23 protein-coding genes, 1 tRNA gene and 1 pseudogene are annotated in these 18628 nt (G+C 57.1%); 10 read left to right on the forward strand and 15 right to left on the reverse strand.

Annotation, left to right across the window (positions count from 1 at the left end; translation table 11 throughout):
- The first annotated feature begins 36 nt into the window (after positions 1-36).
- Complete coding sequence (locus tag KW846_RS03450) at positions 37-1842, forward strand: DNA cytosine methyltransferase (RefSeq protein WP_218481333.1); 1806 nt, start codon at positions 37-39, stop codon at positions 1840-1842.
- A gap of 307 nt (positions 1843-2149) precedes the next feature.
- Here KW846_RS03450 and KW846_RS03455 read toward each other — a convergent pair whose 3' ends face one another.
- A complete protein-coding gene (locus KW846_RS03455; RefSeq protein WP_218481334.1) occupies positions 2150-2590 on the reverse strand; it encodes a hypothetical protein in 441 nt (146 codons plus the stop codon).
- Complete coding sequence (locus tag KW846_RS03460) at positions 2583-3062, reverse strand: hypothetical protein (RefSeq protein ID WP_218481335.1); 480 nt, start codon at positions 3060-3062, stop codon at positions 2583-2585. The genes KW846_RS03455 and KW846_RS03460 overlap by 8 nt, the downstream gene beginning before the upstream one ends.
- A gap of 161 nt (positions 3063-3223) precedes the next feature.
- On the opposite strand from KW846_RS03460, the gene KW846_RS03465 reads away from it, so the two are divergent.
- From KW846_RS03465 to KW846_RS03475, 3 genes are read left to right on the forward strand one after another with little or no spacing between them, the layout of a single operon-like run.
- Positions 3224-3811: a hypothetical protein gene (locus KW846_RS03465; RefSeq protein ID WP_218481336.1), complete on the forward strand. Its 588-nt coding sequence runs from the start codon at positions 3224-3226 to the stop codon at positions 3809-3811.
- Positions 3808-3987: a hypothetical protein gene (locus KW846_RS03470; protein ID WP_218481337.1), complete on the forward strand. Its 180-nt coding sequence runs from the start codon at positions 3808-3810 to the stop codon at positions 3985-3987. The genes KW846_RS03465 and KW846_RS03470 overlap by 4 nt, the downstream gene beginning before the upstream one ends.
- Positions 3988-4033: 46 nt before the next feature.
- Positions 4034-4756: a hypothetical protein gene (locus tag KW846_RS03475; RefSeq protein ID WP_218481338.1), complete on the forward strand. Its 723-nt coding sequence runs from the start codon at positions 4034-4036 to the stop codon at positions 4754-4756.
- A gap of 31 nt (positions 4757-4787) precedes the next feature.
- On the opposite strand, the gene KW846_RS03480 is transcribed toward KW846_RS03475, so the two are convergent.
- The gene (locus tag KW846_RS03480) at positions 4788-5252 is read right to left on the reverse strand and encodes a hypothetical protein (protein WP_218481339.1); all 465 of its coding nucleotides are present in this window, start codon (positions 5250-5252) and stop codon (positions 4788-4790) included.
- Positions 5253-5383: 131 nt separating this feature from the next.
- Here KW846_RS03480 and KW846_RS03485 point away from each other — a divergent pair, with 131 nt between their 5' ends.
- From KW846_RS03485 to KW846_RS30310, 3 genes and pseudogenes are all read left to right on the forward strand, one after another.
- On the forward strand, positions 5384-6118 hold the full coding sequence (locus KW846_RS03485; RefSeq protein ID WP_218481340.1) for a metallophosphoesterase: 735 nt from the start codon (positions 5384-5386) through the stop codon (positions 6116-6118).
- A gap of 35 nt (positions 6119-6153) precedes the next feature.
- On the forward strand, positions 6154-6573 hold the full coding sequence (locus tag KW846_RS29925; protein ID WP_256356591.1) for a hypothetical protein: 420 nt from the start codon (positions 6154-6156) through the stop codon (positions 6571-6573).
- Positions 6459-7623, forward strand: a pseudogene (locus KW846_RS30310) (tyrosine-type recombinase/integrase). Before KW846_RS29925 ends, KW846_RS30310 begins: the two are co-directional and overlap by 115 nt.
- Before the next feature lie 79 nt (positions 7624-7702).
- Here KW846_RS30310 and KW846_RS03495 read toward each other — a convergent pair.
- From KW846_RS03495 to thrS, 9 genes are all read right to left on the reverse strand, one after another.
- Positions 7703-7779 (reverse strand) — tRNA-Pro (locus KW846_RS03495).
- A gap of 89 nt (positions 7780-7868) precedes the next feature.
- Entirely contained in the window at positions 7869-8225 is a 357-nt protein-coding gene (locus KW846_RS03500; RefSeq protein ID WP_003179985.1) for a MerR family transcriptional regulator, read from the reverse strand.
- The gene (gene ihfA, locus KW846_RS03505) at positions 8206-8508 is read right to left on the reverse strand and encodes an integration host factor subunit alpha (RefSeq protein ID WP_002553164.1); all 303 of its coding nucleotides are present in this window, start codon (positions 8506-8508) and stop codon (positions 8206-8208) included. The genes KW846_RS03500 and ihfA overlap by 20 nt, the downstream gene beginning before the upstream one ends.
- Before the next feature lie 3 nt (positions 8509-8511).
- A complete protein-coding gene (gene pheT / locus KW846_RS03510) occupies positions 8512-10890 on the reverse strand; it encodes a phenylalanine--tRNA ligase subunit beta (protein ID WP_218481341.1) in 2379 nt (792 codons plus the stop codon).
- Between the two features lie 26 nt (positions 10891-10916).
- Positions 10917-11933 (reverse strand): phenylalanine--tRNA ligase subunit alpha, encoded by a 1017-nt coding sequence (gene pheS / locus KW846_RS03515; RefSeq protein ID WP_007975711.1) that lies wholly within the window; start codon positions 11931-11933, stop codon positions 10917-10919.
- A gap of 109 nt (positions 11934-12042) precedes the next feature.
- Positions 12043-12399: a 50S ribosomal protein L20 gene (rplT, locus tag KW846_RS03520; RefSeq protein ID WP_007905879.1), complete on the reverse strand. Its 357-nt coding sequence runs from the start codon at positions 12397-12399 to the stop codon at positions 12043-12045.
- Between the two features lie 28 nt (positions 12400-12427).
- Positions 12428-12622, reverse strand: a complete 195-nt coding sequence (gene rpmI / locus KW846_RS03525) for a 50S ribosomal protein L35 (RefSeq protein ID WP_002553160.1) — start codon at positions 12620-12622, stop codon at positions 12428-12430.
- 60 nt (positions 12623-12682) lie between these two features.
- Positions 12683-13234, reverse strand: a complete 552-nt coding sequence (infC, locus tag KW846_RS03530) for a translation initiation factor IF-3 (protein ID WP_172435703.1) — start codon at positions 13232-13234, stop codon at positions 12683-12685.
- A complete protein-coding gene (gene thrS, locus KW846_RS03535) occupies positions 13234-15156 on the reverse strand; it encodes a threonine--tRNA ligase (protein ID WP_007975710.1) in 1923 nt (640 codons plus the stop codon). Before thrS ends, infC begins: the two co-directional genes overlap by 1 nt.
- A gap of 374 nt (positions 15157-15530) precedes the next feature.
- Between thrS and KW846_RS03540 the strand changes: the two genes are divergently transcribed.
- Together KW846_RS03540 and KW846_RS03545 are read left to right on the forward strand one after the other, a co-directional pair.
- On the forward strand, positions 15531-15833 hold the full coding sequence (locus KW846_RS03540; protein WP_218481342.1) for a hypothetical protein: 303 nt from the start codon (positions 15531-15533) through the stop codon (positions 15831-15833).
- A 291-nt stretch (positions 15834-16124) separates the two neighbouring features.
- Positions 16125-16337, forward strand: a complete 213-nt coding sequence (locus KW846_RS03545; protein ID WP_003179963.1) for a cold-shock protein — start codon at positions 16125-16127, stop codon at positions 16335-16337.
- A gap of 69 nt (positions 16338-16406) precedes the next feature.
- On the opposite strand, the gene KW846_RS03550 is transcribed toward KW846_RS03545, so the two are convergent.
- Positions 16407-16727, reverse strand: a complete 321-nt coding sequence (locus KW846_RS03550; protein WP_218481343.1) for an I78 family peptidase inhibitor — start codon at positions 16725-16727, stop codon at positions 16407-16409.
- 169 nt (positions 16728-16896) lie between these two features.
- Complete coding sequence (locus KW846_RS03555; RefSeq protein ID WP_007975706.1) at positions 16897-17202, reverse strand: hypothetical protein; 306 nt, start codon at positions 17200-17202, stop codon at positions 16897-16899.
- Between the two features lie 143 nt (positions 17203-17345).
- Here KW846_RS03555 and KW846_RS03560 point away from each other — a divergent pair, with 143 nt between their 5' ends.
- The gene (locus KW846_RS03560; protein ID WP_218481344.1) at positions 17346-17558 is read left to right on the forward strand and encodes a hypothetical protein; all 213 of its coding nucleotides are present in this window, start codon (positions 17346-17348) and stop codon (positions 17556-17558) included.
- A gap of 33 nt (positions 17559-17591) precedes the next feature.
- Here the strand turns inward: KW846_RS03560 and KW846_RS03565 are convergent, their stop codons facing one another.
- Positions 17592-18599, reverse strand: a complete 1008-nt coding sequence (locus KW846_RS03565; protein WP_218481663.1) for a nucleoside hydrolase — start codon at positions 18597-18599, stop codon at positions 17592-17594.
- Between the last annotated feature and the right edge of the window lie 29 nt (positions 18600-18628).

Here is an 18628-nt window from a genome sequence, read left to right on the forward strand (position 1 = left end):
ATCGAACTTCTGACTATAGCCTGTCGAGGATCCCCTATGTCCGCACAACAGAAGAAACCCCAGCTCATCCATGGCCTGCCAAGCATGGGCCTGCCCTTCCAGAAAGAACTGGTGGTGGACCTGTTCGCCGGCGGTGGCGGCGCCAGCACTGGGATCGCTCGGGCATACCGAGAGCCAGACGTAGCGGTAAACCATAACCCGATCGCTCTGGCCGTCCACCGCGCCAATCACCCGAAGACGGCACACTATGTTGCCGACGTGTACGAGGTCGATCCGCGGGAAGCCACCGGCGGGCAGCCCGTCGCGATCATCTGGGCATCACCTGATTGCCGCCACCACAGCAAGGCCAAAGGCGGCGCGCCGCGTGATCGCGGAGTTCGCGGCCTGGCCTGGGTTGTGATCCGTTGGCTGTTCATCACACGGTCGCGCCTGCTGTTTCTGGAAAACGTCGAAGAGTTCTGCGACTGGGGCCCGATCAACGACGAGGGGCAGCCGATCAAGGCCGAGCGCGGCCGCACCTTCAAGGCATTCATCGCCGCAATCAGCACCGGTCTGCCGGCCGACCACCCGGATATGCCGGAGATCATGCAGGCCATTGGGGAGTTCGTCCCGATGGAAGCACTGGTGCGTGGCCTCGGCTACAACGTCGAGTGGCGCGAACGCATCGCGGCCAATGCTGGCACCCCAACTATCCGCAAGCGTCTCTACCTGGTGGCGCGCCGCGACGGCAAGCCAATCGTTTGGCCAGCGCCGAAGCGCCACAAGGCCCCGACCGCAAAGCAACTGCCGTGGCGCACCGCAGCCAAGTGCATCGACTGGAGTAACCTGGGCCGCATGATCTTCCGTGACAAGCCGATGGCGGTGAACACCATGCGCCGCGTGGCCAAGGGCTGCTGGCGGCACGTACTGACCAGCGCGAAGCCGTTCATTGTCCCGATGCGCGGCACGTCCGAAGCACATACCAGCACCCACGGCGTCGACGAGGCGCTATCGACCATCAGCGCCGGCGGCACACATCACGCGCTAGTGCAGCCAGCAGTGGCGCCGTTCCTCACCGAGTGCGCCAACGGCTCGTCGCAACGCAACTTCAGCGCACTGGAGCCGCTACGTACCCAGGTCGCACAAGTGAAGGGTGGCCACTTCGCGATGGCGGCGGCGAACATGGTGACATTGCGGAAAGGTTCGGTCGGCGCCGACGTTGCCGGCCCCCTCGGTGTGGTGGCCACCAGCACCGGGCACCATGCAGTCTCGGCGGCCTTCTTCGAACAGGCGAACGGCGGGTTCTATAACGGTGACGGCCGCGCCGCCGACTCGCCGCTCTCGACCATCTGCCAATCAGGTGCTAACCAGCGACTGGCGAACGCTTACCTGGTGAAGTACTACGGCAACGAGAAGGACGGTATATCGCTCACCGAGCCGATGCACACCCTGCCGACAAAGGATCGAGTCGCATTGGTCGAAGTCGTGCAGGTGCCAGACACACTGACGCCTGAGCAACAGGAAGGCGCCCGCCGCTGTGCTGCCTTCATGCATGAACATCTGCCCGAACACTTCAAAGACCCGGCAGATTTGGTGATGGTCGGCGGCTATGTGCTGGTGGACATCACCCTGCGCATGCTCCAGCCGCCTGAGCTGAAGGCCGCCCAAGGCTTCGACAAGGACTACATCATTGATCGCGGGTTGTTCGTCGACCCGGTAACCGGTGCCGAAGAATGGCGCGACATCAACAAGACGGACCAGGTCCGACTGATCGGCAACAGCGTCTGTCCGGATGAGGCGGAGGCCTTGGTCAGCGCCAACGCTGCCGACATCATCGAGCTGTACCAGCGCCTCGCGGCCTGACTCATGCTCACCGATTGGACTGAACCAAACAAAAAAGGCACCCGCTAAGCAGGTGCCTCCCACCGGATTAAGCAGGGGTAGGGCCCCGCTCCGGCACTTCAGTAATACCCCACTTCAACGAATCACGCTAGCCGGCGAGGGTGCACAATGCTTATAGCAATTTGGATATTCTCCGGCTGTGTATAGAGGGCGGCTGAAAAACGTTGAGTTTAATGTCGTATGAGCGGCAAACGCTGGTCTGCCGCCTTATACGGGCAATGACTTAAATTTTAACTTTCAGGTTAAAAATTAGGCCGACCTGGTACTTTTACTGGGTCTTAACCTTAATCTTTAGGATATCGAGGTATCCGCCGGCATCTAGATCACTATCAAAATCAATATTATTGATAGCTGGGCTTTCGTTAAGCAACGTTGCGAGACCTTTCATAGTACTCAAAAGCTCGTCCGCGCTACTCACATTAATGACATTGTGAATCACATTAGACTTTACGGAATGCAACATCGCTTGCTTTTGTTTTAATTGTTTTTTTAGAGCGTCGATTTCATCAGTCTTTTCCTTAAGTTTTTTATTTGTATCGACATCAGATATTTTCTCACGCCCCACAGCTATAAGCGCTGTAGCGGCAATTAAAATTGCACCTATATAGCTGATACTCCAACCTGACGTCTGAGTGCTAAAATATGCAACTAGTGCCGTATAAGCCAAAGACGTAACCAGCGTATATACTATAAGTATGATTTTAGTCATTCTGTTTGACGTCTTTTATTGTTATACCGTGCCCCCCCAAACTCCCAAGCAACAGCCTTCCACTAGTACTTAGAACCTTTACAGCCGGATGAATAATCTCATCATTCAAAAGAACATCTGGACAAATAAACTCCACGCTAAATTTAACCTCAAAGTACTCTTTCTGCACATCACCAAGTACTGCCTTAAGTGCAATTCTAGACTTATTGTATGCGTTTATCATGGAGTATAGCTTTGAGCGCTCTGACTTTTTCTCCGTAGGGAATCGAAACGAAACATTTATAATACTTATAGTAAGAGTATCTGTACTAATTTGAAGACTATGATATACGGCCGATCCCAGTTTAAAATCAATCTCCTCAACACCTGCCCCGCTCGACCTTATTACTTCATCCTTCTCTTTGCTACTCTTCTGATCAATTTCCTGATACCCATCGAGCCTCATTAACGACTGACGAAATTTAGAAGACATTACTACTCCTTTCCTATATTGCTTAAATTTGGCATTACGTTTGAAAACACAGCCTCACGGCACGCTAAATATCATTGATCAATGCCGTTATCAAGCAAGAGCCTCGCCGCAAAACTCTCCACCACCCCACCGCCCGGGCATGACCCGGCATAGGACGCCCCATGCCCACAGAAAACAATCCGGCCGAGCCGCTGCCGAGCCTGGCGACCGGTGCTGACCTCAACCCAGCAACCTGGGCCGACTTCGTTGAGCGCCTCCGCTATCACTGCAACGGCGCCGGCGTTAAGTGGCACCACACTGCGGCCGCGATTTTCACCGTGCAGACCAAACGAATCGATTACAGCTTCGAGATCGACTACGCCGAAGGCCGAGTCGTGTGCCTGGAGGATCGTTCGTGGTTCAGCCCCAAGGAATACTGGGACGATCTGGACGACGAGGAGCGTGCAGAAATCGACCAGTCATTGATGGCTGATCGGGAATGCAGCTTTATGGATCTGGACGAAGACGATCAGTGGGACTATCTCGCCGAGTGCGATGACCACACCGTCACCGGCTGGAACAAGCGTTGGGAGATAGTGAACAGCCACTTCACCAGGGATGCCGCGGAGGCATTCATCCGACGCAAGCAGCACGACTACGGCGAGATGCGCGTCTACGTCGAATCGCAGTATTACGCCTGGGAGTTTGAAGCCATCAAGGCGGCGATCCTCGACGGCACGCTGACCTACACGCCGAAGGAGGCAGCATGAATCGCCTCATTCGCCGTAAGTTCGAAGCTTGGCTGATCCTGCTGGCAGCGAAGATCCTAATCGAACGCAACGTCCAGCGAGCCGCCGTCGTCTCCCGCCGCGACAACAACGACATGTGGGGCATGGCCGAGCAACTCGAAGCCATCGCCAAGCGCATCAGCAAGAACTACCCGTAACTCCCTCCCCCTTCAAAGTCAGCCGCTATAGCGGCAAGGAACCCGCATGTCTGAGATAAAGGAACGGCCGATCTTGTTCTCGGCCCCGATGGTGCGCGCCATCCTGGAAGGCCGGAAAACGGTCACACGGCGAGCTATGAAGATTCAGCCGGACGACGACGCCAGCGTCACAGTGGAAAGCTACAACGTGGCCGTGACGAACCGCCACGGAGAGCAAGTAGCTGGGCCAATGGTGTTCGGGGCTTGGTGGCGGGATGGCGAGTCAGGTTGCAAGTGCCCCTACGGCCAACCCGGCGACCGACTGTGGGTGCGCGAGGCGTGGGCCAGCATTCGTATCGCCCAGGCCCCAGATCAGGAGTGGGTTGTATACCGCGAAAGCGACAACCGCACGGACTACGGCGGCCCTTGGAAACCGGGCATCCATATGTTCCGCCGCGACAGCCGCATCCTGCTGGAGATCACCGCCGTCCGCGCTGAGCGATTGCAGGACATCAGCGAGGAGCAGGCCAAGGCGGAAGGCTGTTTCTTCACCGATTACGGTCGCAAGTGCGGGCACACCGGCAAGGGGTGGACCGATGTCGGGTCATGCCCGGCGCCGGACTCCACTCACAAACAGCTCGACGGCTGGATGTGGGAGAAGACCACCAGCCATGAGCAGTGCCTGGGATCTGCCCGGAACGCCTTCGGCAACCTGTGGACATTCACTGGCGCCGACTGGGACGCCAACCCCTGGGTCTGGGTCGTCGAGTTCAAGCGGGTTGCCCCATGATCTTCGCCCCGCTCTACATACTCTGGCTTATCTACAAGGGACGCTGATCGAAGCTCTCAAGAGCTTCTCGTAGCTCTGGGATGTTTTCCATCCACTTGCACAGCAAATCAGCCAATTCTGAAGTAAGCAATTTGCTCTCAGAAATAACGTCCATACATAGCTGGTAAACATGCTGCCGTTGTTCTGGCGTGACATCGCCAGGCCAAGGTGTTTCGTCGACAAGCCGATGGACAACCCTATGGCGCTTTTCAATTAAAACGCTTATCCGATCTTCGAGGCCTTGAGTCGCCGCGGTCCCTGAAATCTCATTTAGTAACGCCTTAATGGGCTGCCTGAAAGCTGTGGCTGAATTTACGTGAACGATATCCTCCACGGTTCGAGCATCCGGTTGTTTTATTGCGAACTTCGCAGCAAATACAAATACCCGCTCGAACAATTGCGAGCTCATCACCGCCATCCCTACGGCCTTGTATAGATCAACCTCTTCAACCGCCATCCATCACCCCCTTTGACCCACAAATTTTCCATGTAGCCCCAGATCATAAGCGCCCCCCTTGATAATCAGTATCAAATTGTCAATTGAAAGCAATCAGTAGCCTGCCGGTGAACGGCGGGCGAGGAACCCACATGCTCGAAAATATCGAGGTGTCGCGCGTGAAGCGCTTCGCCGCAAACACGGCTGGCCGGGATTTCGCGGTCGGCGACATACACGGGCACTTCACCAGGCTACAGGACGCGCTTGATGTTGCCGGCTTCGATCCGTCGGCCGATCGCCTGTTCAGTGTCGGCGATCTGGTCGACCGCGGGCCGGAATGCCGCGACGTTCTCACCTGGCTGGACAAGCCATGGTTCCACCCGGTACGTGGAAACCATGATGACTATGTGGTGCGCTTCGATACCTGCGATTCGGAAAACTGGGTCTACAACGGCGGCGCCTGGTTCGCCGGCTTGGCCTGGGATGAGCAGCGGGAGTTTGCCACCCAGTTTGCAGAGCTGCCGATCGCCATCGAAGTCGAGACACCTGGCGGACTGGTCGGGATTGTCCACGCCGACTGCCCTTTCTCTTCATGGGAGCAGCTGCGCGCTGAGCTGGAGTCGCCCGAGAGCAACAAGCGGCTGAAGCTGGTGCAGAACAGCTGCATGTGGTCGCGTAGCCGTATTCAGGACGGCGAGATGTGTGGCGTTGAAGGTTTACGCGCCTTGGTGGTGGGCCACACCCCGCTGCGACAGCCGGCCTTGCTCGGGAACGTCCACTACATCGACACAGCCGGATGGATGGACGGCCACTTCACTCTGCTGGATCTCGCCACGCTTCAGTGCACACCACCAATCAACCCCAAGCTCAGACACGACTGGGATTAACCACCATCTGCCGCCACGCGCGGCATGGAGCGTTTATGTCTGCAGAACTGGCGCAGGCGCCGTCCCGGCCCCGGCGCGAAAGTATCCTCCCCCGTTTCATCCGTGCCGGCGCCGCGCCTACCTACCTGGGCATGTGCCGCGCTGAATTCGATAAAACCGTGCGCCCTTATGTCAGCGAATTCCCCATCGGCGAGCGTGGTGTCGGCTTCGACCGGCAGGAACTTGATGACTGGGCAACGGCGTACGTCGAGGCCAAAGCAATTGATAAAAAACGCGCCCCGGAGCAACAATTGCCCCGCAGCGAGCGCCAGAAAGGAGATAAATCATGGCGCGAAAATCGATCACAGGACTCTCCGAGAGGAAAGGCATCTGGCATATCGACAAGAAAATCAACGGAGAACGACTTTACGAAAGCACTGGAACTGGTGACCGGGAAGAAGCGGAACGCTACCTGATCTACCGGTTGGAGCAGATCCGGCAACAGAAGGTGTATGGCGTAAAGAAGGTGAGGATCTGGCGGGAGGCGGCGACTCGCTTCCTACTGGAGTTCAAGGACCAGCCTTCAATCAAGCTATCAGCCCACCACCTTTCACAGCTGGATCCGTTCATAGGCGACATGCCGCTGACCCACATTGATGACCAGGCCCTGGTGCCGTTCATCAAAGACAGGTTGGCGACCAAGAAGCTCGAGGACGGCAAGGTAAAGAAAGGCGTCAGCAACAGAACGGTGAATATCTCGATCGAGCGTGTAGTTCGGGTTTTATCGTTGTGTGCCAGGAAGTGGCGAGACGATGAGCGCAGGCCGTGGCTGGATAGCGTACCGATGCTCACGAAGCTGGAAGAGAAGAAGTCGAGCCGCAAGCCGTACCCGATGTCATGGCAGGAGCAGTCGATTCTATTTGCGGAACTGCCGGCTCACCTGCAAACGATGGCGCTGTTCAAAGTGAACACCGGCACCCGGGAGCAGGAAGTCTGCAAGCTGAGATGGGATTGGGAGATTTCGGTACCGGAGCTCGGCACCAGTGTATTTCTGATTCCGGCTGATTTCGGCGGCAGGCACGAACGGTCGGGAGTGAAAAACGGTGATGAGCGCCTGGTCGTACTCAACAACGTGGCCAAGTCGATCATTGAGCAGCAGCGTGGTCTGAGCAAGGAATGGGTTTTCCCTTACAACGGCAGCGCGATGCACCGGATGAATGACTCGGCCTGGAAGAAGGCGCGGGTGAGAGCGGCGAAACTCTGGCAGGAGGAAAACCTTCGCCCCGCTCACCCAGGTTATGCATCCATCAGGATCCACGATCCTCAAACACACATTTGGCCGTCGGCTACGCGCAGCAGGCGTCACCGAGGAAGACCGCAAGGCACTTCTGGGCCACAAGAACGGCAGCATCACCAGTCACTACTCGGGCGCTGAGCTTGAGCATCTGATTGAAGCTGCGAACATGGTATCAGCAACCGATTCACGTGGACCGGTACTGACAATCTTGAAGAGGAAGCAGGCGTGAAAAATCGAGAAGTCACGCAAAAGTCACGCACATGAAAAAGGCCAATGCTGTGAACATTGGCCTAAGTCATTGAAAAATATGGTCGGGACGGAGTGATTCGAACACTCGACCCCTAGCACCCCATGCTAGTGCGCTACCGGACTGCGCTACGCCCCGACTAGGCGTGTTACCCGTTCCTCACCTCGAGGAACGCTCAAGAATATATCGCAAGCTTTTGAAAACTGGAAGTATTTAAAAGCGAGAATTTATTTCTTGAGTACCACCAGAACATCTTCGAGCTCGGCGATCATCTGGCGGATCATTTGCTTGTATTGGGTGGTGTCGTCTTTGGCTTCATCACCGGACAAGCGCAGGCGCGCTCCGCCGATGGTGAACCCCTGATCATAAAGAAGCGCGCGGATCTGCCGGATCATCAGCACGTCCTGGCGCTGATAATACCGGCGGTTTCCGCGGCGTTTGACCGGGTTGAGCTGAGGAAACTCCTGTTCCCAGTAGCGCAGCACGTGTGGTTTTACCGCACACAGCTCGCTTACTTCACCAATGGTGAAGTAGCGTTTGCCCGGGATGACGGGGAGCTCGTCGTTATGACTTGGTTCCAGCATAAGCCTCAACTCGGGCCTTCAACTTCTGCCCTGGACGAAAGGTGACCACACGGCGAGCCGTGATCGGGATTTCTTCCCCCGTTTTCGGATTGCGGCCAGGCCGCTGGCGTTTGTCCCGAAGGTCGAAATTGCCGAAACCGGACAATTTGACTTGTTCGTTGTCTTCGAGAGCGTGCCTGATTTCTTCAAAAAACAGTTCGACCAATTCCTTGGCCTCCCGTTTATTCAGGCCCAGCTCTTCATACAGACGTTCCGCCATCTCAGCTTTCGTCAGAGCCCCCATACGTCACTTCCTTAACGTGGCGTTCAACCTTTGTTCGAGCGAGGTGAGGATGTTTTGCGTTGCGGTATTCACCTCATCGTCATTAAGAGTGCGCGATGGATGCTGCCAGGTCAAGCCGACTGCAAGGCTTTTTCTATCAGGATCAATGCCTTTACCCTGATACACGTCAAATAGCCTGAGGTCTGTCAGCCATTCGCCTGCATTTTCACGGATTACGTCCAGTACAGCCGTGGCTGCAACGTCTTTGTGCGCAATCAGTGCAAGGTCACGACGCACTTCAGGAAAGCGCGATAACTCGTGGAATTTCGGCATTTTGCCCGACGCCACTTCCGCCAGAACCAACTCGAAGACGAAGACCGGACGGTCGAGACCGAGGGTTTTCGACAATTCGGGGTGGATCGCGCCAATGAAGCCGACCAGACGACCATCGCGTTCGATGCGTGCGGTTTGGCCCGGGTGCAATGCCGGGTGCTTGCCTGGCACGAAAGTGAACGAATCCAGGGCACCGGCGAAGCCCAGCACCGCTTCCACGTCAGCCTTGACGTCAAAGAAGTCGACGGTATCGCGACCCTGCGCCCAGCCTTCCGGCAAGCGACTGCCGCAAACCACACCGGCGAGCATCGGCTCTTGCTTCAAACCTTCGAGCTGACCAACAAAACGCAGGCCGCTTTCGAACAGGCGTACGCGATCCTGCTGGCGGTTCAGGTTGTGCTGAAGCGCCTTGACCAGACCCGGCCACAACGACGAACGCATGGCGGCCATGTCATTGGAGATCGGATTGGCGAGCAGCAACGGCTCAACACCCGGATTAAACAGTTCGAACTGTTTCGGATCGATGAAGCTGTAGGTAATCGCTTCCTGATACCCACGGGCAACCAGCAGGCGGCGCAGTTCAGGCAGGTCGCTACGGGCTTCTGCCTTGGCTTGCGGCGCCAGACGCGCTTGCGGATAACGAACCGGCAAACGATTGTAACCGTACAGGCGTGCCAGTTCTTCGATCAGGTCGACTTCCAGGCTGATATCGAAGCGATGGCTTGGTACTTCTACACGCCACTGCCCTGCCCCGTCGGCAGTAATGGCCAGGCCCAAGGCATTGAGCAGGCGCTCCACTTCAGCCGAATCCATTTCCATACCCAGCATCTGGGTAATGCGCTGGGCACGCAGGGTGACCGGAGCAATTTTCGGCAGGTGCTGTTCGCTGACGGTCTCGATGATCGGACCCGCTTCACCGCCGGTGATGTCCAGCAGCAGGCCAGTCGCGCGCTCCATGGCCTCGCGGGCCAGTTGCCAGTCCACGCCACGCTCGTAGCGATGGGATGCATCGGTGTGCAGGCCATAGGAACGGGCCTTGCCTGCCACGGCGATCTGGTCGAAGAAGGCGCTTTCCAGGAACACGTCACGCGTGGTCGCGGACACACCGCTGTGCTCGCCACCCATGACGCCGGCGATTGCCAGTGCGCGGGAGTGGTCGGCGATCACCAGCGTATCGCTACGCAGGCTGACTTCCTGACCGTCGAGCAGCACCAGCTTCTCGCCGTCTTCGGCCATGCGCACACGGATGCCGCCGTTGATTTCGGCGAGATCGAAGGCGTGCAGTGGCTGACCCAGCTCCAGCATCACGTAGTTGGTGATGTCGACGGCAGCATCGATGCTGCGTACGTCGGCACGACGCAGGCGCTCAACCATCCACAGCGGCGTAGGCCGGGACAGGTCGACGTTACGGATCACACGACCCAGATAACGCGGGCACGCGGCGGGCGCCAACACTTCTACCGAACGCACTTCGTCGTGGGCGGCAGGAACCGAAGCCACTACCGGACGGACCACTGGAGCGGCGTACAGTGCACCGACTTCACGGGCCAGACCGGCCAGGGACAGGCAGTCGCCACGGTTCGGGGTCAGGTCGACCTCGATGCTGGCGTCTTCCAGGTCCAGGTAAACACGGAAATCCTTGCCTACCGGCGCATCGGCCGGCAGTTCCATCAGACCGTCGTTACCCTCACCGACCTGCAGCTCGGATTGCGAGCACAGCATGCCGTTGGATTCAACGCCACGCAGCTTGGCCTTCTTGATCTTGAAGTCACCTGGCAACTCGGCGCCGATCATGGCGAAAGGAATCTTCAGGCCCGGGCGCACGTTGGGCGCACCGCAAACCACCTGGAAGGTTTCCGAGCCGTTGCTGACCTGGCAAACGCGCAGCTTGTCGGCGTCCGGGTGCTGCTCGGTGCTCAGCACCTCGCCAACCACCACGCCACTGAAAACACCGGCGGCCGGCGTAACGCTATCGACCTCAAGACCGGCCATCGACAGACGAGCAACCAGCTCGTCGCGACTTACCTGCGGGCTAACCCAGCCACGCAGCCATTGTTCACTGAATTTCATCCTGCTCTCCTAAGAATTCGTTACGACTAGCGAAATTGCGCGAGGAACCGCAAGTCGTTGTCGAAGAACAGACGCAAGTCGTTCACGCCGTAACGCAGCATGGCCAGACGCTCAACGCCCATGCCGAAGGCAAAGCCCGAGAACTCTTCCGGGTCGATCCCGGACATGCGCAGCACGTTCGGGTGAACCATGCCGCAGCCCATCACTTCCAGCCAGCCGGTCTGCTTGCAGACGCGGCAGCCTTTACCGCTGCACATCACGCATTCCATGTCGACTTCAGCGGATGGCTCGGTGAACGGGAAGTACGAAGGACGGAAACGCACCGCCAGTTCCTTTTCGAAAAACACCCGCAGGAACTCTTCGATGGTGCCTTTGAGGTCGGCGAAATTGATGTCGCGATCGATCAGCAGGCCTTCGACCTGGTGGAACATCGGCGAGTGGGTGATATCGGAGTCGCTGCGGTATACGCGGCCCGGGCAGACGATGCGGATCGGCGGCTGCTTGGACTCCATGGTGCGGACCTGTACCGGCGAGGTATGGGTGCGCAACAGCATGTTCGCATTGAAATAGAAGGTGTCATGCATCGACCGGGCCGGGTGATGGCCTGGGATGTTGAGCGCTTCGAAGTTGTGATAGTCGTCTTCGACCTCAGGGCCTTCGGCGATGCCGTAGCCGATACGGGTGAAGAACTGTTCGACGCGTTCCAGAGTGCGGGTAACCGGATGCAGACCACCGGAGGTCTGACCGCGGCCAGGCAGGGTCACGTCAATGGACTCGGCGGAGAGTTTGGCAGCCAGATCGGCTTCTTCAAACAATGCCTTGCGCGCATTAAGGACCTCTGTGACACGCTCCTTGGCAACGTTGATCAGCGCACCGACCTGCGGACGCTCCTCTGCCGGCAAATTCCCCAGGGTCTTCATCACCTGAGTCAATTCACCCTTCTTGCCAAGGTAGTGAACCCGGATTTGCTCCAGGGCATTGATATCTTCAGCGCTTTGCACAGCCTCTAGTGCTTGAGAGACGAGCGCATCCAGGTTTTCCATGTACAGACTCCAGATACAAAATAGGGGAAGAGCTTGAAGGCTCTTCCCCTATTTATGACGTTTAACACCTGGCCCCACAGATGCGAGGCCGGGTGACTGTCGGGGGTACTTAAGCCAAGGTGGCTTTAGCTTTCTCGACAATCGCAGCAAACGCCGCTTTTTCGTTCACTGCCAGATCAGCCAGAACCTTACGGTCGATCTCGATGGACGCTTTTTTCAGGCCGGCGATGAAACGGCTGTAGGACAGACCGTTGATACGAGCACCAGCGTTGATACGAGCGATCCACAGAGCGCGGAACTGACGTTTTTTCTGACGACGGTCACGGTAGGCGTATTGGCCTGCCTTGATTACCGCTTGCTTGGCAACACGGAATACGCGGGAGCGTGCGCCGTAGTAGCCTTTAGCAAGTTTCAGAATTTTTTTGTGACGCTTACGGGCAATGACGCCACGCTTTACACGAGCCATGAGTTACTTCCTCTATTCTTGACTAAAATTAACGAAGGCGCAGCATGCGCTCGACTTTTGCCACGTCAGACGGATGCAGCAAGCTGCTACCGCGCAGTTGACGCTTACGCTTGGTCGACATTTTGGTCAGGATGTGGCTCTTGAAAGCGTGCTTGTGCTTGATACCGTTAGCAGTTTTCAGAAACCGCTTAGCAGCACCACTTTTGGTCTTCATTTTTGGCATGTTCGGATACTCCGCATTCAGTTGATAAACATAATCAGAAGGCCTGCCGTGCCCTGTTGATTACTTCTTCTTTTTCGGGGCGATGACCATGATCAGCTGGCGTCCTTCCATCTTAGGATGCTGTTCGACCGAACCGTACTCGAGCAAGTCACCTTCAACTCGCTTGAGGAGTTCCATCCCCAGCTCCTGGTGGGCCATCTCACGGCCGCGGAATCGCAAGGATACCTTGGCCCTGTCCCCGTCACTCAGGAAACGTACCAGGTTGCGCAGTTTTACCTGGTAATCCCCTTCCTCCGTCCCTGGACGAAACTTGATTTCTTTAACCTGAATCTGCTTCTGGTTTTTCTTGGCCGCAGCAATCTGCTTCTTCTTTTCGAAGATCGATTTGCCGTAGTCCATCAGTTTGCAAACAGGTGGTACTGCATCGGCGGAAATCTCCACCAGATCCAGCTTGGCCTCTTCAGCCTTAAGAAGCGCGTCTTCGATTGACACAATCCCGAGCTGTTCACCTTCAGCCCCAATTAACCGAACCTCGCGTGCCGAGATATTCTCGTTGATCGGGGCTTTCGGTGCAGTTCGTTTATCTTGTCTCATTTCACGCTTAATAATAATTACTCCGAATCTTGGCGACCACGCCGGGAAACCGCTTGGGCGAGGAACTCAGCGAACTGGGCGACGGGCATCGAGCCCAGGTCAGCACCTTCACGAGTACGCACAGCGACAGTCTGCATCTCGACCTCCCGATCTCCGATAACCAAGAGATAAGGAACCTTGAGCAAAGTATGCTCGCGGATTTTAAAGCCGATCTTTTCATTTCTCAAGTCAGACTTGGCACGAAACCCGCTTTCGTTGAGAGTTTTTTCCACTTCGGCGGCAAAATCAGCCTGTTTATCAGTGATATTCATCACCACTGCCTGGGTCGGAGCCAGCCACGCAGGGAACGCGCCCTCGTAATGCTCAATCAGGATTCCGACGAACCGCTCGAAGGACCCCAGGATCGCCCGGTGCAACATCACCGGGTGCTTGCGGCTGTTGTCTTCGGAGACGTATTCGGCTCCCAGACGCACAGGCAGGTTAAAATCGAGCTGCAGGGTACCACATTGCCAGACGCGACCGAGGCAATCTTTCAGCGAGAACTCGATCTTCGGACCGTAGAACGCACCCTCGCCCGGCTGCAGATCGTACGGCAGGCCCGCGCTGTCAAGGGCTGCGGCCAGTGCAGCTTCGGCGCGATCCCAAAGCTCGTCGGAGCCGACGCGTTTTTCCGGACGAGTGGACAGTTTCATCTCGACATCTTTAAAGCCGAAATCGGCGTAGACGTCCATGGTCAACTTGATGAACGCGGCGGACTCGGCCTGCATCTGCTCTTCGGTGCAGAAGATGTGGGCGTCGTCCTGGGTGAATGCGCGCACACGCATGATGCCGTGCAAGGCACCCGATGGCTCGTTACGGTGGCATGCACCGAACTCGGCCAGGCGCATCGGCAGCTCGCGGTAGCTCTTCAGGCCCTGGTTGAACACCTGCACGTGGCACGGGCAGTTCATTGGCTTGATCGCGTAGTCGCGGTTTTCCGACTGGGTGGTGAACATGTTGTCGGCGTAGTTGGCCCAGTGCCCGGATTTCTCCCACAGGCTGCGGTCGACCACTTGCGGCGTCTTGATTTCGAGGTAGCCGTTGTCGCGCTGAACCTTGCGCATGTATTGCTCGAGCACCTGGTACAAAGTCCAGCCGTTCGGGTGCCAGAACACCATGCCCGGCGACTCTTCCTGGGTGTGGAACAGGCCCAGGCGCTTGCCGATCTTGCGGTGATCGCGTTTTTCGGCTTCTTCGATGCGCTGGATGTAAGCCGCCAGTTGCTTCTTGTCCGCCCATGCGGTGCCGTAGACGCGCTGCAATTGCTCGTTCTTGGCATCGCCACGCCAGTAGGCGCCGGACAGCTTGGTCAGCTTGAAGGATTTCAGGAAGCGCGTGTTCGGCACGTGCGGACCGCGGCACATGTCGACGTATTCTTCGTGGTAATACAGGCCCATGGCCTGTTCGTTCGGCATGTCCTCGACCAGGCGCAACTTGTAGTCTTCGCCACGGGCCTTGAACACTTCGATCACTTCGGCGCGCGGAGTGACTTTCTTGATCACGTCGTAATCTTTCTCGATCAGCTGCTGCATGCGCTGTTCGATGGCCGCCAGGTCGTCCGGAGTGAAAGGACGCTCGAAGGCGATGTCGTAATAGAAACCTTCGTCGATGACCGGCCCGATGACCATCTTGGCGGTCGGGTACAACTGCTTGACCGCGTGGCCAACCAGGTGGGCGCAAGAGTGGCGAATGATCTCCAGCCCCTCTTCATCCTTTGGCGTGATGATTTGCAGCGACGCGTCGCTGTCGATGATGTCGCTGGCGTCGACCAGCTTGCCATCGACCTTGCCCGCAACGGTGGCCTTGGCCAGGCCTGCACCGATGGATGCGGCGACCTCGGCAACGGAAACCGGGTGATCGAATGAACGTTGACTGCCGTCGGGAAGAGTAATAGTTGGCATGGCGCCTCCTCTCCTAGTGGTGACCCCTACCAAAGGTCACGTGGGTTGGGATGAGCCAGTACAAGATCCGATCCAGGCCATTCAATGACGAACGCCTGCCTTACAGCGGCAGGAGCCTTGCGGCCAACCGGAAAACCGAACCAGAGTGACTGGGATTCAAATCAGGGTTAATCGCGCATCTGCCGCCACCGGGACTGAAGGTCCATCGGAGCCTGCAAACGCCCGAGCGGGGCATGCTAGCACAGATGAACGGTGGTAGCTGCGCAGAGGCTTTCCAACGCGGCAAATCAAGTGTTTTTATGCCAGAGTGATGAACTTGAGCCGCGCGTTAGCGCTCAGATAACAAGACATTGACCTCAAAGGAGCATCCTGGCATGCGTCTGAATCGTTTATTCGCTGTAGTCGCACCAATCGTTCTGCTGCTGCCGCTGGCCGCCCACGCCGAATGGCCAAAAGGTGAACGCGAGAAGTACATGTCTCAATGCGTGCCTGCGGCCGCAAAGACTGTCGGTGATGCAAAGGCAAAAGCTGTCTGTGGTTGCGGTGCCGACCAGCTCAAATCATATCCTGCCAAAGACATTCAGGCCCTGATGGACGGAAAAGCAAGTGACGCGCTGGGGCAACAGGCAATGGCGAAAATCGCCACCTGCAAGGTCGATAGCGGTGCGAAAAAATAAGCCTGCGGAATTACTTTTTTCACCTGCAACAATCGAAAAAGAGCCTGAATGTCGCTTTCACAGACATTTTATGCAGGTTTTACAGCTTTTTTTATCGCCTTCACTTTCGGCTAGAAGCCTTATAAAACGGGGCTTACAGCCATTCCAAGGCATAAAGAAACCACGACTGATCGGCAAACAGCTCACCCGGGGGGCTCCCAAACCGAACATTTCGACTATGATACTCGGGTGTGCCCAGTTGGCCTGAGCAGCACAGTACTACTGAAAATATATGTTTCTTGGAGATACACCATGTCTAATCGCCAAACCGGCACCGTTAAATGGTTCAACGATGAAAAAGGCTTCGGCTTCATCACTCCTCAAGGTGGCGGTGACGACCTGTTCGTACACTTCAAAGCTATCGAAAGCGACGGTTTCAAAAGCCTGAAAGAAGGCCAGACTGTTTCCTTCGTGGCTGAGAAAGGCCAAAAGGGTATGCAAGCTGCTCAAGTTCGCCCAGAGTAATTTCCAGGCGCACTAAAAAAACCCCGTCCATGTGACGGGGTTTTTTATGGGTGAAACAAAAGCGAACGATCAGCCGCAGTTGACCCGGGTGACCACCCTGCCGGCATCGGTGTTCAGGTTCAGGCGATCGGAACGGTACTCCAGCGTCACCATATCGGTTGGCAGCAGGAACCGCGCGCTTTGCGCCCCTGCGCGGGTACGTGCCTGCTCAAGCAGCTGCGGCGATGCCTGTTTGCCGATGGCGAACTCGGCAGCCTTCGCTTCACAGCGGCTGTGACCCGTGTCAGTCGTCGCCACATCCGCGGTTGCCGACTCCGTAGAGGCAGTGCTGCAACCGGCCAGCGTGGCAACGGCCAGCAAAGTACCCAATGACGCGAGCTTCCAAGGCATGAAGCCTCCTTATTCAATGATTAAGCTGAGATCGTGCGACAACCAGACTGGCGTTTGGTTTCACAGGCAGGCAGTGCCAGCGCCCTGCCCGCAATCCGGACGAGCCGCGATTCTGCCTGAGCGCCGCCCCCCCCTTAATCACTGAATCGTGACTGAATATGAACAACGCTCAATAGACGTCGATGTAGTCGTAAGGTGGATTGGGCCAGTTCTCTTTCAAGGCATTGAAGATTTGCATGACCCAGACTTCATCGCTGGCCGCGACCCGTCCGACATAACCGGAGCCCTTGGCCCAGGTTTCGAGCCGGAACAACAACCCGTCGATATCGGTACCGCCCACGACACCCGAGGAGATGTAGGCAATACCTCCCTTGGTGACCCGCAACTGGGTGTGCTCATCGTCACTGGCGCCGGCCAGCAACTGACGCACTGCCTCGAGGGTCAGGCCATCCGGGGAGTTCAAATCGATCTGCACAGCGTGCTCCTTGAAAATTCGACAGAGACCAAGTGTCGCACAGCCCTCTTTTCATGCCTAAGTCGACGTGTCAAAAGCCCCGCAAAATGGTTAACTCGGCACTCAGACTTCCCCCCCCCCCCCCCGACTTCACGAGTGCCATCATGACCACCGTAAGCATCGACGCCGACATCAAGGCCAAGTGGCAAGACGGCCACAGCTCCTACAGTCCAAGCAGCACGGAAGAGCTTGCCATTATCGGTATCGACCTGCTGGTCAGGGACCTGGGAACCGAAGCCGCCCAATCGTTCATCGAGCAGATTTTCGAGAAGCACCTATCGGACCAGAAGGCCGAAGCTGCCAGCGCGAGGGAGTGAGACCCGCAGGCAGGCACCTGCGGGAGATGACACTTACTTCAGACGGGCCAGACGCTCGGTCAGCAGATCGAAGAAGCCCTGGGCATCGCCGCTCTCAACCCAGAACGCATTCTTCGGCGCTTTCAATCCGTCATACCAGTCAACGATGGTTTGCCCGAATGTCGGTCCCTCACGACTGTCGACCACCACGTTGACCGAGCGGCCGCTGAACAATTGCGGTTTGAGCAGGTAGGCGACCACCGTGGCGTCATGCACCGGGCCACCTGAAATGCCGTAGTGTTCCATGTCGCCTTTGATGTATTCATTGAGAATGTCGCCCACCAAACGGCCGGCATTGTTGTTCAGCGCAGCAATCTGTTGCAGACGCGCGTCGCTGGTCAGGATCTTGTGGGTCACATCCAGCGGCAGGTAGGTCAGCTTCACGCCACTCTTGAGCACCACTTCGGCGGCTTGCGGATCGGCGAACAGGTTGAATTCAGCCACCGGCGTGATGTTGCCGCCATTGAAGTGCGCACCACCCATGACCACCACTTCCTTGATGCCCTGGACGATACCCGGTTCCTGGATCAGCGCCAGGGCCAGGTTGGTCTGCGGGCCAAGCATGGCGATGGTAATGCTGTGGGGCTCGGCGGATTTCAGGGTGTCGATCAGATAAGCGATGGCACTGCCCTTGGCCAAGCCTTGTTTGGGCTCATGCACGGCAATGCCCGAGAGCCCTTCCATGCCATGAATGTCCTCGGCATAGATAGGTGTGCGCATCAGGGGCTTCGGCGCGCCCGCATAGACCGGCACCTCTTCGCGCCCCGCCCACTCCCGGGCCAGTCGCGCATTGCGCGAGGTCTTGTCCAGGCGAACGTTGCCGGCAACGGTGGTCAGCGCTCGAACATTCAGCTCGTCCGGCGACGCCAGGGCGAACAACAAGGCAACGACATCATCAGCGCCAGGATCGGTGTCGATGATCAAGTCGATTTTTTGTGCCGCCGGGGCGTTTGTTGCGGTAATCAGGGACAAAAGCAGCAGACTCCGGAGCAGTGGAAGCAGTTTCCTAGCATAGCGATACGTGGCGCGCT

It is taken from the genome of Pseudomonas sp. PDM32, from assembly GCF_019219225.1.
In the GTDB taxonomy this organism is placed as follows: domain Bacteria; phylum Pseudomonadota; class Gammaproteobacteria; order Pseudomonadales; family Pseudomonadaceae; genus Aquipseudomonas; species Aquipseudomonas laurylsulfatiphila.

Coding starts and splice junctions, on each gene's coding strand:
- KW846_RS03450 (WP_218481333.1), top strand. CDS start 37: ATGTCCGCACAACAGAAGAAACCCCAGCTCATCCATGGCCTGCCAAGC.
- KW846_RS03455 (WP_218481334.1), bottom strand. CDS start 2,590: ATGACTAAAATCATACTTATAGTATATACGCTGGTTACGTCTTTGGCT.
- KW846_RS03460 (WP_218481335.1), bottom strand. CDS start 3,062: ATGTCTTCTAAATTTCGTCAGTCGTTAATGAGGCTCGATGGGTATCAG.
- KW846_RS03465 (WP_218481336.1), top strand. CDS start 3,224: ATGCCCACAGAAAACAATCCGGCCGAGCCGCTGCCGAGCCTGGCGACC.
- KW846_RS03470 (WP_218481337.1), top strand. CDS start 3,808: ATGAATCGCCTCATTCGCCGTAAGTTCGAAGCTTGGCTGATCCTGCTG.
- KW846_RS03475 (WP_218481338.1), top strand. CDS start 4,034: ATGTCTGAGATAAAGGAACGGCCGATCTTGTTCTCGGCCCCGATGGTG.
- KW846_RS03480 (WP_218481339.1), bottom strand. CDS start 5,252: ATGGCGGTTGAAGAGGTTGATCTATACAAGGCCGTAGGGATGGCGGTG.
- KW846_RS03485 (WP_218481340.1), top strand. CDS start 5,384: ATGCTCGAAAATATCGAGGTGTCGCGCGTGAAGCGCTTCGCCGCAAAC.
- KW846_RS29925 (WP_256356591.1), top strand. CDS start 6,154: ATGTCTGCAGAACTGGCGCAGGCGCCGTCCCGGCCCCGGCGCGAAAGT.
- KW846_RS03500 (WP_003179985.1), bottom strand. CDS start 8,225: ATGCTGGAACCAAGTCATAACGACGAGCTCCCCGTCATCCCGGGCAAA.
- ihfA (WP_002553164.1), bottom strand. CDS start 8,508: ATGGGGGCTCTGACGAAAGCTGAGATGGCGGAACGTCTGTATGAAGAG.
- pheT (WP_218481341.1), bottom strand. CDS start 10,890: ATGAAATTCAGTGAACAATGGCTGCGTGGCTGGGTTAGCCCGCAGGTA.
- pheS (WP_007975711.1), bottom strand. CDS start 11,933: ATGGAAAACCTGGATGCGCTCGTCTCTCAAGCACTAGAGGCTGTGCAA.
- rplT (WP_007905879.1), bottom strand. CDS start 12,399: ATGGCTCGTGTAAAGCGTGGCGTCATTGCCCGTAAGCGTCACAAAAAA.
- rpmI (WP_002553160.1), bottom strand. CDS start 12,622: ATGCCAAAAATGAAGACCAAAAGTGGTGCTGCTAAGCGGTTTCTGAAA.
- thrS (WP_007975710.1), bottom strand. CDS start 15,156: ATGCCAACTATTACTCTTCCCGACGGCAGTCAACGTTCATTCGATCAC.
- KW846_RS03540 (WP_218481342.1), top strand. CDS start 15,531: ATGCGTCTGAATCGTTTATTCGCTGTAGTCGCACCAATCGTTCTGCTG.
- KW846_RS03545 (WP_003179963.1), top strand. CDS start 16,125: ATGTCTAATCGCCAAACCGGCACCGTTAAATGGTTCAACGATGAAAAA.
- KW846_RS03550 (WP_218481343.1), bottom strand. CDS start 16,727: ATGCCTTGGAAGCTCGCGTCATTGGGTACTTTGCTGGCCGTTGCCACG.
- KW846_RS03560 (WP_218481344.1), top strand. CDS start 17,346: ATGACCACCGTAAGCATCGACGCCGACATCAAGGCCAAGTGGCAAGAC.